The sequence below is a fragment of the Mesorhizobium qingshengii genome (genome assembly GCF_900103325.1).
GTDB lineage: Bacteria > Pseudomonadota > Alphaproteobacteria > Rhizobiales > Rhizobiaceae > Mesorhizobium > Mesorhizobium qingshengii.
In genome coordinates this window covers 133,463-148,423 of sequence record NZ_FMXM01000006.1, presented here as the reverse complement: position 1 = coordinate 148,423, position 14,961 = coordinate 133,463, and the positions used below count along the sequence as shown (strand labels likewise).

At 64.8% G+C, this 14,961-nt stretch carries 15 protein-coding genes; 4 read left to right on the top strand and 11 right to left on the bottom strand.

Annotation, left to right across the window (positions count from 1 at the left end; translation table 11 throughout):
* On the bottom strand, window positions 1-753 hold the full coding sequence (fliR, locus tag BLS48_RS11855) for a flagellar biosynthetic protein FliR (RefSeq protein ID WP_091577806.1): 753 nt from the start codon (window positions 751-753) through the stop codon (window positions 1-3).
* On the bottom strand, window positions 750-2,837 hold the full coding sequence (flhA, locus tag BLS48_RS11850; RefSeq protein ID WP_091577805.1) for a flagellar biosynthesis protein FlhA: 2,088 nt from the start codon (window positions 2,835-2,837) through the stop codon (window positions 750-752). Before flhA ends, fliR begins: the two co-directional genes overlap by 4 nt.
* A gap of 116 nt (window positions 2,838-2,953) precedes the next feature.
* On the opposite strand from flhA, the gene BLS48_RS11845 reads away from it, so the two are divergent.
* The gene (locus BLS48_RS11845; protein ID WP_091577804.1) at window positions 2,954-3,253 is read left to right on the top strand and encodes a putative quinol monooxygenase; all 300 of its coding nucleotides are present in this window, start codon (window positions 2,954-2,956) and stop codon (window positions 3,251-3,253) included.
* A 40-nt stretch (window positions 3,254-3,293) separates the two neighbouring features.
* Here the strand turns inward: BLS48_RS11845 and BLS48_RS11840 are convergent, their stop codons facing one another.
* Window positions 3,294-3,773 carry a MarR family winged helix-turn-helix transcriptional regulator gene (locus tag BLS48_RS11840; RefSeq protein ID WP_091577803.1) on the bottom strand — a complete coding sequence of 160 codons (480 nt, stop codon included), beginning with the start codon at window positions 3,771-3,773 and terminating at the stop codon, window positions 3,294-3,296.
* Between the two features lie 62 nt (window positions 3,774-3,835).
* Between BLS48_RS11840 and BLS48_RS11835 the strand changes: the two genes are divergently transcribed.
* From BLS48_RS11835 to BLS48_RS11825, 3 genes are all read left to right on the top strand, one after another.
* Window positions 3,836-4,564, top strand: a complete 729-nt coding sequence (locus BLS48_RS11835) for an NAD-dependent epimerase/dehydratase family protein (protein ID WP_091577802.1) — start codon at window positions 3,836-3,838, stop codon at window positions 4,562-4,564.
* A 30-nt stretch (window positions 4,565-4,594) separates the two neighbouring features.
* Entirely contained in the window at window positions 4,595-5,107 is a 513-nt protein-coding gene (locus BLS48_RS11830; RefSeq protein WP_091577801.1) for a cupin domain-containing protein, read from the top strand.
* A 163-nt stretch (window positions 5,108-5,270) separates the two neighbouring features.
* Window positions 5,271-7,052 carry a chloride channel protein gene (locus tag BLS48_RS11825; RefSeq protein WP_091577800.1) on the top strand — a complete coding sequence of 594 codons (1,782 nt, stop codon included), beginning with the start codon at window positions 5,271-5,273 and terminating at the stop codon, window positions 7,050-7,052.
* A gap of 20 nt (window positions 7,053-7,072) precedes the next feature.
* On the opposite strand, the gene BLS48_RS11820 is transcribed toward BLS48_RS11825, so the two are convergent.
* The 8 genes from BLS48_RS11820 to flgK form a co-directional block, all read right to left on the bottom strand.
* Entirely contained in the window at window positions 7,073-8,716 is a 1,644-nt protein-coding gene (locus BLS48_RS11820; RefSeq protein ID WP_091577799.1) for an MFS transporter, read from the bottom strand.
* A gap of 179 nt (window positions 8,717-8,895) precedes the next feature.
* Window positions 8,896-10,812, bottom strand: a complete 1,917-nt coding sequence (asnB, locus tag BLS48_RS11815) for an asparagine synthase (glutamine-hydrolyzing) (RefSeq protein ID WP_091577798.1) — start codon at window positions 10,810-10,812, stop codon at window positions 8,896-8,898.
* A 127-nt stretch (window positions 10,813-10,939) separates the two neighbouring features.
* Complete coding sequence (fliQ, locus tag BLS48_RS11810) at window positions 10,940-11,206, bottom strand: flagellar biosynthesis protein FliQ (RefSeq protein WP_023761707.1); 267 nt, start codon at window positions 11,204-11,206, stop codon at window positions 10,940-10,942.
* 13 nt (window positions 11,207-11,219) lie between these two features.
* Window positions 11,220-11,627 (bottom strand): flagellar hook assembly protein FlgD, encoded by a 408-nt coding sequence (flgD, locus tag BLS48_RS11805; RefSeq protein ID WP_091577797.1) that lies wholly within the window; start codon window positions 11,625-11,627, stop codon window positions 11,220-11,222.
* Window positions 11,627-12,070: a flagellar biosynthesis repressor FlbT gene (gene flbT, locus BLS48_RS11800; RefSeq protein WP_091577796.1), complete on the bottom strand. Its 444-nt coding sequence runs from the start codon at window positions 12,068-12,070 to the stop codon at window positions 11,627-11,629. The genes flgD and flbT overlap by 1 nt, the downstream gene beginning before the upstream one ends.
* Window positions 12,067-12,414, bottom strand: coding sequence for a flagellar biosynthesis regulator FlaF (gene flaF, locus BLS48_RS11795; protein WP_091577795.1), 348 nt, complete (start codon window positions 12,412-12,414; stop codon window positions 12,067-12,069). Before flaF ends, flbT begins: the two co-directional genes overlap by 4 nt.
* 28 nt (window positions 12,415-12,442) lie before the next feature.
* Window positions 12,443-13,486: a flagellar hook-associated family protein gene (locus tag BLS48_RS11790; RefSeq protein ID WP_091577794.1), complete on the bottom strand. Its 1,044-nt coding sequence runs from the start codon at window positions 13,484-13,486 to the stop codon at window positions 12,443-12,445.
* Window positions 13,487-13,489: 3 nt separating this feature from the next.
* Window positions 13,490-14,944 carry a flagellar hook-associated protein FlgK gene (gene flgK, locus BLS48_RS11785; protein WP_091577793.1) on the bottom strand — a complete coding sequence of 485 codons (1,455 nt, stop codon included), beginning with the start codon at window positions 14,942-14,944 and terminating at the stop codon, window positions 13,490-13,492.
* Between the last annotated feature and the right edge of the window lie 17 nt (window positions 14,945-14,961).

The window sequence follows — 14,961 nt, the reverse complement described above, 5'->3', positions numbered from 1 at the left end:
TCATCTCGCCAGCGTCAGGTCGACAAAGCCGTTGACGAACAGCGAGAGCATGGTGCCGACGGCGAAATAGAAGATGATCATGCCACCGGCGATGACGAAGGGCTGGGAGATGAAATAGATCGGGATCTGCGGGGTCAACTTGTTGACGAAGCCGATCGTCAGATTGACCAGGATGGCATAGGCGACAAACGGGCTGCCGAGCCGGATGACAAGGAAGAAGGTGTCCGACACCGTGTCGGTGACATCGACGAGTGCGGCCTGCGGATTGAAGAAGATGTTGACCGGCGCGACCGTGTAGGAGGCGACCAGCGCCCGCACGATCTCGTGATCGAAATCGAAGACGAAGAGCATCAGCAGCGCCGAGAACGAGATGATGGCAGCGAGGGCCGCCTGCGGCTCCGGCTCCTCGATCGCCGGTCCGCCGGTGCCGCCATAGCCGATCAGCATGGCGATGGCCGAGCCCATGAAGCGCAAGGCTTCCATGTAAAGCCTGGTCATGGCACCGATCAGTCCGCCGATCAGAAGTTCCGAGATGATCATCGGCACCAGGATCTGCGGGCGTGGATCGACGAAGGGAATGATGCGGTCCCACAGGAAGGCGAGCAGGCCGCCGGTGGCGGCGACCGCCACGAACAGTCTGACCTGGACCGGAACGCGGGCGCTGGACAGGCCGGGCATCAGCATGAAGCAGGCGCCGATGCGGCAGAAGGCGAGGAACGCCGCGATGACGACGCTCTGCGAAAGCACGCTCACGATATGGTCCCGAGCACCCTGATCTCGACGCCCTTGGCGATTTCGACATGGCTGAGCACCGGCAGCGTGGTGAACAGCCGTTCGATGATCATGCGCACATAGGGGCGGGCATCGGGCGCGGTGACCAGCACGAAACGCTCGCCGGCTTCCAGATATTTCTTGATCGCCTTGGTCGCGTCCTGGCCGAACTCCTCGAGCTGGCGCGGATCGATGTCGAACTCGCGCACCTCGCCCTTGGCGTCGCGCTTGAGGCTCTGGTGAAAGGCGAGGTCCCAGCGGTTGCCAAGACGCAGCACCTTCAACACGCCGCCCTCGGAGAGGTCGCCGCAGATCTGCTGGGCCATGCGGATGCGGACATGTTCGACGATCTGTTCGGTGCGGCGCACATGCGGCGCGATCTCGGCGATCGCCTCGATGATCAGATGCAGGTTGCGGATCGAGACGCGCTCGGCGAGCAGCAGCTTCAGCACCGCCTGCAGGCCGGGATAGGAGATGTGCGTGGTGCAGATATCGTCGGCGAGCTTGCGGTACTCCTGGTCCTGCCGTTCGAGCAGCGCCTTCATGTCCTTGTAGGACAGAAGCTGCGGCAGGTTGTTGCGGATGACCTCGGAGAGATGGGTGAGCAGCACCGACATGTTGTCGGCGAAGGTGTAGTTCTCGCGCTTCAAATCTTCGGCGAAGGTTTCGAGCACGGAGTAGGCGCGCATGCCGAAGGCCGGCTCGCGGATTTCCTCGCCCGGTATTTCGGGCAGGTCGCGATTGCCGAGCAGCACCATGATCTCGCCGACGCGCATCTGGTATTCGGCCACCACGGTGCCGTGCACCTTGATCTGGTAGCTCTTCGGCGGGATGGCGAAATCGTCGGCGACGCGCACCTCCGGCACGACGAAGCCGTACTGGGTGGCGAATTTCTTGCGCATCTTGGACATGCGGAAAACCAATTCCTGATGCGACACCAGGAGCCGGGTCGAAAGCTGCTTGCCGATCAGCAGCTCGATTTCGGCGGTGGCAAGCGAGGCCTTGACCGAGTTCTTCTCCTCCTCCGCCTTGGTCGCCTTCTCCTGGTTCTTTACCGCTTCGGCTTCGGCGACGGCGCGGTTGTGGCGCATCGGAATGACGTAGCCGAGCCCAGCCATGCCGCCGGCCAGCGCAAAGAAAGGAAACAGCGGCAGGCCGGGCATCAGGCCGAGCAGCACCAGCAGCGACGCCGCCACGTAGAGGGCGCGCGGATGGGCGCCGAGCTGGCCGAACACCGCCTGGTTGGTCGAGCCGCGGGTGCCGCCCTTGGAAACCAGCAGGCCGGCGGCGAGCGAAACGATGAGCGCCGGGATCTGGGTGACGAGGCCGTCGCCGACCGACAGCTTGATGAACACGTCGGCTGCCTCGCCCATGCCCATGCCGTGCCTGATATAGCCGATGGCGATGCCGCCGACGATGTTGATGGCGGTGATGATGAGGCCGGCGATGGCGTCGCCGCGGACGAATTTCGAGGCGCCGTCCATCGAGCCGAAGAAGGAGGATTCCTCTTCCAGTTCACGGCGGCGCAACTGCGCTGTCTTGTCGTCGATCATGCCGGCGGAGAGGTCGGCGTCGATCGACATCTGCTTGCCGGGGATGGCGTCGAGGGTGAAGCGCGCGCCAACCTCGGCGATACGGGTGGCGCCCTTGGTGATGACGATGAAGTTCACCACGATCAGGATCATGAAGACGATGAGGCCGATGACGAAGTCGCTGGCCATCACCAGCTTGGAGAAACCGGCGATGACGTAGCCGGCGGCATGCGTGCCCTCATTGCCATGCGACAAGATCATGCGCGTGGTGGCGATGTTGAGCGACAGCCGCAGCATGGTGGCGATGAGCAGCACCGTCGGGAACGACGAGAAATCGAGCGGCCGCTGGATCCACAGCGCCACCATCAGGATCAGCACCGAGAGGGCAATCGAGAAGGCGAGGCCGATGTCGATGAGAAAGGCCGGGATCGGCAGGAACAGCACGGCCAGGATGATGACGATGCCGATGGCAAAGAAGACGTCGCGGCCGTTCTTGGCTACTGCCCCTGCCGCTATGCTTTCGCTGATCGCCATGTCGTCCCCAAACCATAGGCTGCCGAACGTGCGACAGCCTGGTGAGGGTAGCTGGCCAAGCTTGCGCGAGGGTGGGAGACTGGCTGGCTCGAACGTCTCGCAAGAAGGGAAACCAGATGCTTCTGATCATCGGCACGATCCGCTTGCCGCCCGACAAGCTCGGGGAGGCAAGGTCGGCAATGGAGCGCATGGTTCGCGCCAGCCGCGCCGAGCCTGGTTGCCTAGAATATTCCTATGCGCAGGATGTCTTCGACGCCGGGCTCATCCGGGTCACGGAAGTCTGGAGCGACAGGGCCGCGCTCGACGTGCATTTCCGCGCGCCGCACCTTGCGGACTGGCGCGCGAGCTGGCCGGCGCTTGGCATCGGCGAGCGCAACCTCGTGCTCTATGAAGCCGGGGAGCCCAAGCCGACCTGATCGATCCGCAGGCCGGTTCCCATCCGCCGCTGTCGAGCACTCAGGATTTGCCGGTTCCAGCCGTCGCGACGCCAACCAGCCAGCGCCTGACGGCTCGTTCTTCCGGCGCCGAGAGGCCCTCGGCCAGTTCGCTCTCGATCGCATGCACCCGCTCGCGGCATGCCCGCAGCAGCGCCTGTCCGCTGTCGCTGAGATCGATATGCTGGATGCGGCCGTGGACGGCATGCGGCTTGCGGACCAGCGCGCCGGCCCGTTCCAGGTTGGCGACGATGACGCTGAGCGTCTGCGGCGTGAGCAGGGCCAGCCGGGCGAGATCGGCGTTGGAGAGGCCGGGATAGGCGGCAAGCATGGTCAGCGTCACAAATTGCGGTTGCGTCACGCCGAGATCGGCCAGCGCCCTTTCCACCCTGAGCCGATGGGCGCCTGCCGCCTGTCGCAGGAGATAACCGAGATAGCCTTCCTCGCCGCGTTTGCCTTCGCCCGGAGCCGGAACCGACGGACGTTGATTTGGCTTGCGCATGATGTAAGAGCTCTTATATGTTATTCGAGCACTGATATTATGACGACAGGGAGCTTGTGGCGATGGGTCATCGCATTTTTCTTGCCGGCGCCTCGGGCGCCATCGGGCAGCGGTTGATCCCGCAGCTTCTGGCGGCCGGCCATCATGTGACGGGCACCACGCGCAATGCGGACAAGGCCGTCACGCTGCGCGCCCTTGGCGTCGAGGCAGCGGTGGTGGATGTCTTTGATGCCGAGGCCCTGTCGCGTGCGATGCTTGCTGCCCGACCCGACATCGTCATCCACCAGTTGACCGATCTGCCGCCAGGCCTGGACCCGAGCCGAATGGGCGAGGCGATCTTGCGCAATGCGCACGTCCGCGACGAAGGCACCCGCAATCTGGTCGCGGCAGCCACCACATCCGGCGTCCGGCGCATGGTCGCGCAAAGCATCGCCTGGGCCTACGCGCCCGGTCCGGAACCGCATAGCGAGGCCGATCCGCTGGACAGCGCCGCGAGTGGCAACCGCGGCATCAGCGTCGGTGGCGTCATCGCGCTCGAAGCGGCGGTGCTGCACGCGCCGTTCGCCGGCATCGTCCTGCGATACGGCCAGCTTTATGGCCCCGGGACGGGGGCCGACGCGCCTGCCGGCGCTTCACCGCTGCATGTCGATGCCGCCGCTTACGCCGCGCTGCTTGCTCTCGACAAGGCCGTGCCCGGCATCTTCAACGTGGCGGAACCCAACCAGGCCGTTTCGACGCAAAAGGCGGTCGAGGAACTGGGCTGGCGCGCCGATTTTCGCTTGCCAGCCTGAGGCCGCCTGTTCCTGTTCGGAGACATCATCATGATCGGCAATCAATCCCGCTTGCGCACCGGCCAATATCTTGCCGCCGCCGGCACTGCCGCGATTCTGCTCGCGCTCGCGGCGAGATGGGCCGGGCAGGGCCTCATCGGCGTCACGCCTGATGGCATGGAAGGGCACATGCACATGCAGGGCGAGGATGCGGGCAGCCCCGCCGCCGCACGGCCGAAGACGGTCGTCACGACGGTTTCCTGTGAGAAACTGCCCGATATGCCGGGCAAGTCGGTCACCACCGCGATCGTGAACTTCCCGCCAAACGCCTACACACCTCGGCACCGCCATCCGGGTTCGGTGAGTGCCTTCGTCCTGCAAGGCACGCTGCGCTCGCAGTTGGAAGGCAGTCCCGCCGGCACCTACACCAAGGGACAGACCTGGTTCGAGCCGCCCGGTGCGATCCATCTGTTCGCCGAAAACGCCAGCACGACGGAGCCGGCGGCGTTGCTGGCGACCTTCATCGCCGACGACGATTGTAGCGCGTTGACCATCCCGGACTGAAGGCAGCACCGCCCGCGCTCCAACCGAGGCAGTAAAAGGCTGCAACCAGCCGGTCCAGCGTCACAATGGCGCCTTGCATGTCGCCATTGTGGTTGCCACGCCGTGTCGCCCGGCGTATCAGGCGAGCCTTCCATTGCCTTTCTGTTATCGGCGAGCCGCCCCAGTGCTTTCCAGAAACCAACCGCAAGTCTACGCCCGCCGGCTGCGCGCGGTGCTGATCAGATCGCTGCCGCTGCTCGAGGCGCGCGGCATCGCGGTGGTCATTCTGGCAGGCGCCGTCGGGGTGATGGCGGGCATCCTCGTCACGGCGATGAGCCAGATCGTGCAGGACCTGCACGGGTTGTTGTTCGGCGTCCAGCCCGGCGGCCGGCTTTCCGGCATGTTCTCGCTCGCCAATCCGTTGCAGGCGCTGATACCGGCGATCGGCGGCATCCTGCTCGGGCTCAGTGTGGTCTGGCTCAGAAAGCGGAAATTCCGCACTCCCGTCGACCCGATCGAGGCCAACGCGCTCTATGGCGGGCGCATGTCGCTGACCGACACCTTCATCATTGCCGGCCAGACGATGATTTCCAGCGGCTTCGGTGCTTCGGTCGGGCTGGAGGCCGGCTATACGCAGGTCGGGTCCGGCCTGGCGTCGCGGTTGGCGCGCGTGTTCAGGTTGCGCCGCAACGATGTCCGCATCCTGGTTGGCTGCGGTGCGGCCGGCGCCATCGCCGCCGCCTTCGACGCGCCGCTGACCGGCGCCTTCTATGGTTTCGAACTGGTCATCGGCATCTATTCGGTCGCCAATCTCGCGCCGGTGATGACGGCCGCGATCTCGGCCTCGCTGACCGCCGAAATGTTTGGCGGCGTGCCGTTTCCGCTCGAGCTTTCGGGCCTGCCGGCGCTCACCGCCAGCCAGTACGTGCCGTTCCTGCTGCTCGGCCTGCTCGGCGGTGCGGCCTCGATCGCCATCATGCATCTGGTGACGCTGATCGAACGCGCCTTTGCCAGGCTGTCGGTCGACGCTTCGCTGCGCCCTGTCATCGGTGGTGTCGTCGTCGGGCTGCTCGGACTGATCACGCCACAGGTCCTGTCCAGTGGCCATGGCGCGCTGCATCGCGAATTCGCCATGAATTATGGGCTGGCCGTGGTGGCGAGCGTCTTCGTACTGAAACTGGCGGCGTCGGCGATCTCGCTGGGGTCGGGCTTCCGCGGCGGCCTGTTCTTCGCCTCGCTGTTCCTCGGCGCGTTGCTCGGCAAGGCATTCGCCGGCGTGATGGCTTTCGTTTCGCCGGCGACCGGCATCGACCCCTCCGTCGCCGCTGTCGTCGGCATGACGTCGCTGGCCGTCGGTGTCGTCGGCGGCCCGCTGACGATGACGTTCCTGGCGCTGGAATCGACCCGCGACCTGACGCTGACCGGCGTTGTCCTGGCCGCCTCGATCATGGCGGCGATCCTGGTGCGAGAAACCTTCGGCTATTCGTTCTCGACATGGCGCTTCCACCTGCGCGGCGAAACGATCCGCAGCGCCCACGATGTCGGCTGGATGCGCAGCCTCACCGTCGGCTCGATGATGCGCAAGGATATCAAGACCATCGACGCGGCAACGACGCTTGCCACCTTCCGCAAGGAAGTGCCGCTGGGTTCGGCCCAGCGCGTCATCGCCGTCGACGCGGGCGATCACTATGTCGGCGTGCTGATCGTAGCCGAACTGCACAGCGATCCTTCCGGCGGCGAGGTGCCGGTGCGCTCGCTCGCCCAGTTCCAGGACGCCGTGCTGGTGCCCAGCATGAACGTGCAGTCTGCCGCCGAGACTTTCCAGCGCGCCGGCGCCGAAGAACTCGCCGTCGTCGAGGATTTCACCGACCGCATCGTGCTGGGGCTTCTGACCGAGGGTCATCTGATGCGGCGCTATGCCGAGGAACTCGACAAGGCGCGCAGGGACCTGTCGGGCGAGGGTTAGGGAGCGCAAAGCCCCCGGGATCAGTGCTCGATCGGTCCCTTGGCCATGACGAGAGTCGTGCCGGCGGTCGTCGGGCGCTCGATCATGCGGCGCACGCGGGGCGGCTCGTCTCCGCTGTGCAAGGCCCGCAAGCGCTCGCCGACGACGGCGTCGGCATGGGTGATGCGTCCATTGTGGCGCACATATTCGAGCCAGGTCGGCGTGTGATAGTGCTCGATCCAGATCGCCGGGTTCTCAAGGTCGCGCGCCAGCGTCCAGTTGCGGGCACCGTCACGGCGGCGGATGCGGCCGCGTTCAGCCATGGTGGCGAGGAACTCTGGCACGTCCCCATCGCGGATGATGTATTCGATCATGATGGCGATGGGGCCGCTGCGCGGCTTCAGGTCGAGTGCCAGGTGCGGTTCCTTGAAGCGGTTGAGCGGGTCGAGGTTGAGCACCTGATGTTGCGGCAGCGGCAACAGCAAGCCGATGGCGCCGCCGGCCAGCATGGCGATGCCGGCCGCGATCAGCGCGGTTTCGGCGCCGTGCGCGTCGGCGACGACGCCCCAGATCCAGCTGCCGAGCGCGATGCCGCCGAAGGTCGCGGTCTGATAGACCGACAGCACCCGGCCGACCACCCAGCGTGGCGTCGCCATCTGCACCGTGACGTTGAAATGCGAAAGGGCGATCACCCAGCAGGCGCCGCCGACAAGCAGGCCAAGCGACGTCTGCCAGGCATGGTGGCTGACGGCGGCATTGAAGGCGCAGACGGCGAAGCCGGCAAAGGCCGAACGCACCATCGTCTCGCTGGTTAGCATTTGGCGCAGCCGCACGCTGATCAGCGCGCCGCCGACGGCGCCGATGCCGAAGGCGCCAAGCATGATGCCGTAGGTCAGGGCGTCGCCCTTGACGACATCGCGCGCCACCAGCGGCAGCAGCGCCAGCACTGCGCCGGCGCTGAAGCCGAAGGCGGCGCCCCTGACCAACACCTTGCCGATGTTGGGCGACATGGCGACATAGCGCAGGCCGGCACCCATGGCAGCCCCCAGCGATTCGCGCGGCAAGGTCGATACCGGCACGTCCGGCTTCCAGCGCGCCAGCACGACGATCAGGCCGATATAACTCACGGCGTTGGCCGCGAAGGCCGCCGCCGCACCGGCCGCCGCGACGATGATGCCGCCGATCGCCGGGCCGACGCTGCGGGTCAGGTTGAAGCCCATCGAATTGAGCGCGACGGCGGCCGGCACTTTGTTGCGGGGAACGATGTCGCCGACCGAGGCTTGCCATGAAGGGCTGTTCAGTGCCGTGCCGCTGTCGATCAGGAAGGTGAAGGCAAGCAGCGTCCACGGTGTGATCAGGCCGGAATAGGTGAACAGGGTCAGAAGCACCGAAACGACCAGCATGAAGGTCTGTGCGACCAGCATCACCTTGCGCCGATCGAAACTGTCGGCGATGGCGCCGGCGACAAGCGCAAACAGCATGATCGGCAAGGTGGTCGAGGCCTGGACCAGAGCCACCTGGTAGGACGAGGTGGCGATCGTGGTCATCATCCAGGCCGCGCCTACGCCCTGGATCAAGCCGCCGAAATTCGAGACGAGACTTGCGGCCCATACGGCGCGGAAAATGCCATGCCGGAAAGGCGCCAGCGCCGAAGCGCCCTCGCTTTCCGGCTTTTCGTCAATCATCGATGGGTCCTTGCCGTGTCATGCTGATTCTTCGGAGGATCTGTTTCCTCAGGCCGTTTGCCGAAAGTAGGGCATCGCACCGCAAAGGGCGAACGCCTTTCAAAAAGGATCATGGTCCAACAATGGGATAGCTGCGGTCCACGCGCATATCTGACGCCAGGCCCGAGGGCGTGCTTGAATCAGCGCGCGTCACCGACCGCGGCATGCAGCGCTTCGGTGAGCTGGCTCGTGGTCTCTCCGCCGACATGCAGGCGAAGGAAAAGCTCCATGCCGACCAGCCGCAGCCGCGATGGCTGGTCGCGCCTCGCCAGGTCGATCAGGTCTTCGACCGAAGACGCCGGCCATTTCATGGCGTCGCGCAAAAAGCCGCCGCGCAGCAGGCCCTGCGTGCCGGCGGTGAAGTTGGCAGATACCTGGAAACCGTTCTTTTTGGCCTTCACGTTCTGGAGCGGAATGTGTTTTTCCGCCACTTTCTTCAAAAGCCATTTCCCCTGCTTTTGGCGATATTTGTGTCGCCTCGGCAGATGGATCGCGAAGTCGATCAGCCGGTTCTCGAGGAACGGTACCCTGAGTTCGACCGAAGCCGCCATGCTCAGCCGGTCATGCCTGTTCAACAGATCCTGGAGGTGAGCATACATATCGTGGAGACAGCATCCCAGGAATGCACGGTCGCCAAGCGGCGCCACCGGCTCCAGCCGGTCGAAGATCTTGCTCTGCAGAAAGTTCAGCTCCGGCGACAACGACCTCAGCACGATGTTGCGGTCCCAGCCATGGGTAGAGCCGATCGACGTTCGGAAGGGAGCCTGGCGCTGGCGCTCAAAGCGCGAGGCAAGCCGACGTTTCGAACGAAACAGCCGCCCCGGCCATGACCAGTGTCGCCACAGCCCCATGCTGGCTTCCTGCCAGTCGTAGCCGCCAAACAGTTCGTCGGCGCCTTCGCCGGTGAGCAGCACCTTGACGCCGTCGGCCCGGCATTGCTCGGCAAGCGCGAGCAGGCAGACGTGGCTTGCATGCCAGCCATCGCTTTCCAGGTGCCAGACGGCTCTCGGCCACAGTTCGAGAAACCGGTCCTTGTCGACAGGCACCCTGTGCAAGGTCACGCCGGCGTGACGGGCGGTGCGTTCGGCATCCTCGGCTTCACTGTGGCCAATGCGCGGGTCGACGACATAGGCGTTCATCTCCGGCCTGGACCGTTTCGCCAGCGTGGTGACGAGGCCGGAATCGACGCCGCCGCTGCAAGCCGAGGCGAGGCTGGCATCGGCGATGCAATGGAGTTCGACGCTGTCTCTGATCAACGCCTCCAGCGTCGCCATGTGCTCGGCGTCGGTGGCTCTGTCGCCGGCGATGCGGGCCGCGTCCAGGACGTCGAGCACGTGCCAGAAGCAGCGTTTCTCGATGCCGGCATCGCTGATCTTCCAGAGGCCCGCCGGCGGCAGCCGCTCCATCCCCTTGAACAGGCTGGAGCTCGAGTCGCGGCTCTGCCAGGCAAGGCGCAAGGTGATTTCGCGCGCATCGACGTCGCGCGCGATGCCGTCGCAGGCAAGGATCGCCTTGTCCTCGGAGGCGAACAGGATCCGGTCACCGGTCTCGGCGACAGACATCGGCTTGATGCCCAGACGGTCGCGTGCAAGCCACAACGCGCCGACCCGCGCATCGAAGTAGGCCAGGGAAAACATGCCGTCGAACAGCGGAATGGCCTTGTCGGGTCCCCAGTGATGCAAGGCTTGAAGAACGACCTCGGTATCGGAGACGGTTCGAAAGATTCTGCCTTCCGCCCGCAGCGTGTCGCGCAACGAGCGGTAATTGTAGACCTCGCCATTGTAGACCAGCACACCCTGGCTGCAGGTGGTGAGCATCGGCTCGCGCGCCGCGGTGGAGAGATCGATGATCGAGAGCCGTCGATGCCCCAGAGCGAGCCGGCTGTCGTTCCATGTCGCATGGTCGTCCGGGCCACGATGCACAAGCGCCTGCATCATGCGGGCGACGTCCGCGAGGTCGCCGCCGCCGATCGGGCCCCGCTTGCGCCAGACGCCGGCTATTCCGCACATGGTCTGCCGGTCGATCTGGCCTGGTTCATGGGCTCCCGCAAAAGACATCGATGCATCGGGCCGGCGACTGCCTTGCCGAATGGCACGGACGCAATCTAACCGGAACCCAGCCGCCCGCAAGCGGGCGGCTGCTTTCACGCGATTCCGGACGAAAAGCCGCCGTGCTTATTCTTGCTCAGAACCCGTTCTGGATGCGCTCGAAGATGACGTTGGTGAAGGCCGATATCTGGCTGCCGATGAAAGGTCCGGTCAACGCCACCACCAGCATGATGGCGACGATCTTCGGCACGAAGGTCAAGGTGATCTCCTGGACCTGCGTCAGCGCCTGGATGAGGGCGATGCCGATGCCGACGACCATGGCGACCAGCACCACCGGGGCGGACGCAGTGAGCACCGTCCACACCGCGTACTGGACGATGTCGAGAGCGTCGGCCTCGTTCATGTGGGAGGTTGGCCTAGCTTGCCGGCTTGATCGACACGCCCGCGCCGACGGGGACCTGGGTGCCATCCTGCAGCACTGCGATCAGTCCGTTGCTGGCGAGCGTCACCGAAGCCACTGTTCCGGTGGTCTTGCCGTCGGCCGACGTGATCGAGCGGCCGATCAGCGCGTCGGCCTGCGACAACGCCGACGACTGCATGATCTGGTCGAGCTTGGTGTTGGTCTGCACCGATTGCTCGACCTGCGAGAAGGTGGCGAGCTGGGCGACATACTGCGTCGAATCCATCGGCTTGGTCGGATCCTGGTTCTTCATCTCGGCGATCAGAAGCTTCAGGAAGGACTGGTAGTCGACCGCGGTCTTGGAGGTCTGCTGGCTGGCCTGGTTGGCGCCAGTCGGAATCGTCGTCGTCATGTCCACGTTCATCAGTATCGTGCTCCCACAGCCAGCGGGCGCGTGGCACCCGGAACATCGTCATTGCCGCCCAGCGCGCGGCGTTCGAGCGGATAGAGCGATCGGATCGCCTTCAGCGCTTCGTAGATGTGATCCTCGCTGACCATGCGGTCGATCTGTTTGAGCGCGGCACAGATCTGGGCGTCCTCGAAGCTTGCCAGCAGCAGGGGCAGCGAACGCCTGAACATGTCGCGCGCCTCGGCCGCGCCGGCCGGATTGATCAGCATGACCTGCAGGATGAAATACAGCTGCTTGAGTGGCGTCGAGGCGTCGTCGGCCTGTATCACATGGCTCTCGAGCAGGAATTGCACGTCGTTCATCAGTTCGATGGTGACCTTGCGGTCGACGCGTATGACGGCGCCGTTGATGTAGATCTTCTCGTTCGGCTTCAGCGATATCTTCAGCGTGTTGGTCATTGAATGCCGTCCCGGATGATCTGGGACACCTCGATCAGCCCTTCGAAATTGTTGGTGCGGCCCTGGCGAATATCCTCAGCCTCGCGCAGCAGCCACAGGCCGATGGAGATGAGGTTGGCGCGAAGTTCCTTGGGCAGGGCGTTGTCGCTGGAGCCGAGATCCTCGACGAACGCGGACCAGACACGGTTGGTGAAATTCAACGCCTCGATCGCCTCCATCGAGTCGTGGCCGACGGCCGCCGCCGCCGCCAGCATGTCGATCGAGCGGGTCAGGAGCTGCCGCTCACGGTCCTTCGCGTCGGCAACGGAGTTGCTCTGGATGTCGGCGTAGGAGAATTGGTACATCGTGGGGCTACCGTTCCGTTATGAGGTATCAGGTCAGGTAATTCAGCAGGCTGAGCTGCTGCAGGCGTGCGGTCAGCGCGAAGGACGTCTCGATATGCTGGGTCAGGTTCGCGACCCGGGTGGCGGCTTCGGCCGGGTCGACGGCTTCGAGATCGAGGATGTGCCGTTCGAACAGGTCGACCTGCGTCTTCATGCGGTCGCTGGCGTCGGACACGCGCTTCTGGACGATGCCGGTCTCGGACTGAACCTGACCGATGCCGCTCAGCGCTTCGCCGACAAGGGATTGGGAGCGGCTGACGATCGTGTCCTTCGCCGCTTGACTGATGTTGCTGGTCATCAGGGTGGAGACCATGGCGGCCGCCATGGCAAGCTTGCGGATGCCGTCGCTGTTGGCGCTGGTCGAGGTCGCGGTGGTTTCGTTGAGCGCGATGCGGCTGACAATCTGCTGGTCGGTGGCATTCGACCAGTTGGTCTGCCAGCCAGAGCCGAGGAACTGCGGCGCGACGTCGTTGGTGATGTAGTCGTCCATCTGGGCGGCAGTGATGTTGGCAGCGGCCGGGTCACTGGGCGTGAAACCGAAATGGGAGACGAAGGAGGCGTCGAAGGCGGCCTTGGCGGGTGAGCCGGCCGCCGTGAAATCGTTGATCGGCTTGACGTCGGTGTTGGTGCCGGCGAACAGATATTCGCCGTTGACGCTGGTGTTGAGGATCGAGCCAAGCTGCTGGATGGTGGTGTTGGCCGTTGATTGGGTAAGACTGTCGGAGGAATCGCCTGATGTCGCGGTGGTCAGGCTGGACAGGAAGGTCTGCGCCACGCTGGAGAGCTGGCCGAGCGAGGTTTGCGTCGACGAAAGCCGTGCGGCGACCAGCCCGTTGGAATCGATGATGACGTTGAGTCGGTCGAGATCGCGCGAGAAGGTGACGGACTGGGCCGTGCGCCCGCCCAGCGCCAGCCCGACATCGGCGACCTTGCCGGTCGAGGACTCTTTCGTGGCTTTGACGAGATCGGCCTGCATGCGCATCTGCTGGTAGCGCATGGCGTTGGAGAGGGCGGCCGAGGAGACTGAAGTCATGGCTTATCCCACCGCGCTCAACAAGGCCGTCATCATGTCGTCGACGGTCTTCATCATCCGGGCCGATGCCTGATAGGTGTGCTCGAGGTCGAGCATCAGCGACATCTCCTGATCGACATTGACGCCGGTTGCGTTGGACAGCGCCTCGGCGCTGCGCGATGCCAGCGCTTCCTTGGCGTCGGCGGCGGTCGAAGCCTGCTGGCGCACGCCCTGAAGCCAGCCGATCGAGTTGGCCGCGTAGTCGGAGACGCTGGACGTTACCGAAATCCCGGCGGCGGGATCGAAGGTCATCGGCTGGTCGAGGCGATCGCCATAGGCAACCAGGAGGCTGGAATAGGAAGCGCCGCCGCTGGTATTGGCGACATAGGCCGCGCCGTTGGCGCCACCGTCGCGCAACAGCGTCGGATTGCCACCGGTGCTTGGATCCATCGCCGCGTTGATGCTGATCGAGGCGGCAAGGCCGTTGACCAGCGTGCCGGCGGCGGGCACGGCCGGCGCGCCCGACCAGGTGAACAGGCCGGCGGCATCGGGCATCGAAGGTGCCGTTTCGGCAAAGGCGGAGATCAGGCCGCGCGCGGTCTCGTCGAGCTGGCTCTGCATGGTCGAGGCGACGCCGTCGCGCAATTGCAGCAGGCCGGCAAGCTTGCCGCTGGCGCTGGTGTTGCCGCCGGTTCCCGCCGAGATCGGCACGTTGTCGATATAGACGGCATTGCCGGCGGCACCGGCGCTGTAGCCGGACGACGGCGCGAAGCTGACCGAGCGCGGGATGGTTTCGAACAGCGTCGTTCCGTCACCGGTGGTGATGACCATGTCGTTGTCGCCGCGCGTGAAGGTCGATACCGGAACATAGTCCGCGATCTTCTTCAAAAGCGCGTCGCGCTGGTCGAGCGCATCGGAAACGTCGGTGCCGGAACGGGTTCCTGAAATGACCGCCGTATTGGCATCCTGGAACTGGCTCAACAGCGAGTTGAGGTCGTCGACGGCCGTGGCGATCTGACCGTCGGTCTGGGTGCGGAAATCCTGAATGGCCTTGGAGCCGTCATTCAGCGAACGCACGACCTGCCTGGCCGCGTCGATGACGCTGACGCCGAGATTCTGGTTGGACGGCGAGGTGGCGTAGAGCTGCAGCGCCTGCTGCAGATTGCCGATCGCGGTCGACGGCGAGGACGCATTATCGACGCCATTGACCGAAACGTCGAGCTGATCCATGCCGTTGTAGAGCGCATTCTGGCCGCTATACGCCGACAGAGCGCTGAGGTTCTGACGGAACAGCAGGTCGTTGGTGGTCCGCTGTATGTCGACCGAACGCGCGCCCGGGGCCGTGCTGGTGACGACGGCGATGCGGCGCGTGTAATCCGGGTTGGAAGCGTCGGAGACGTTGCGCGAGACAACGCTTGTCTGCCGCGCGGTGTTCATAAGCGCCGATTGGGCGATGCTCAATGCGGTGGATAGCGACATGCGGGTCTTTCACGGGC

Bases quoted from the DNA above. Each gene is read 5' to 3' on its own strand.
- BLS48_RS11820 (WP_091577799.1), bottom strand. From the start codon at position 8,716: ATGATTGACGAAAAGCCGGAAAGCGAGGGCGCTTCGGCGCTGGCGCCT.
- flgK (WP_091577793.1), bottom strand. From the start codon at position 14,944: ATGTCGCTATCCACCGCATTGAGCATCGCCCAATCGGCGCTTATGAAC.
- BLS48_RS11790 (WP_091577794.1), bottom strand. From the start codon at position 13,486: ATGACTTCAGTCTCCTCGGCCGCCCTCTCCAACGCCATGCGCTACCAG.
- BLS48_RS11835 (WP_091577802.1), top strand. From the start codon at position 3,836: ATGGGTCATCGCATTTTTCTTGCCGGCGCCTCGGGCGCCATCGGGCAG.
- BLS48_RS11840 (WP_091577803.1), bottom strand. From the start codon at position 3,773: ATGCGCAAGCCAAATCAACGTCCGTCGGTTCCGGCTCCGGGCGAAGGC.
- flbT (WP_091577796.1), bottom strand. From the start codon at position 12,070: ATGACCAACACGCTGAAGATATCGCTGAAGCCGAACGAGAAGATCTAC.
- asnB (WP_091577798.1), bottom strand. From the start codon at position 10,812: ATGTCTTTTGCGGGAGCCCATGAACCAGGCCAGATCGACCGGCAGACC.
- flhA (WP_091577805.1), bottom strand. From the start codon at position 2,837: ATGGCGATCAGCGAAAGCATAGCGGCAGGGGCAGTAGCCAAGAACGGC.
- fliQ (WP_023761707.1), bottom strand. From the start codon at position 11,206: ATGAACGAGGCCGACGCTCTCGACATCGTCCAGTACGCGGTGTGGACG.
- flaF (WP_091577795.1), bottom strand. From the start codon at position 12,414: ATGTACCAATTCTCCTACGCCGACATCCAGAGCAACTCCGTTGCCGAC.
- BLS48_RS11830 (WP_091577801.1), top strand. From the start codon at position 4,595: ATGATCGGCAATCAATCCCGCTTGCGCACCGGCCAATATCTTGCCGCC.
- BLS48_RS11845 (WP_091577804.1), top strand. From the start codon at position 2,954: ATGCTTCTGATCATCGGCACGATCCGCTTGCCGCCCGACAAGCTCGGG.
- flgD (WP_091577797.1), bottom strand. From the start codon at position 11,627: ATGAACGTGGACATGACGACGACGATTCCGACTGGCGCCAACCAGGCC.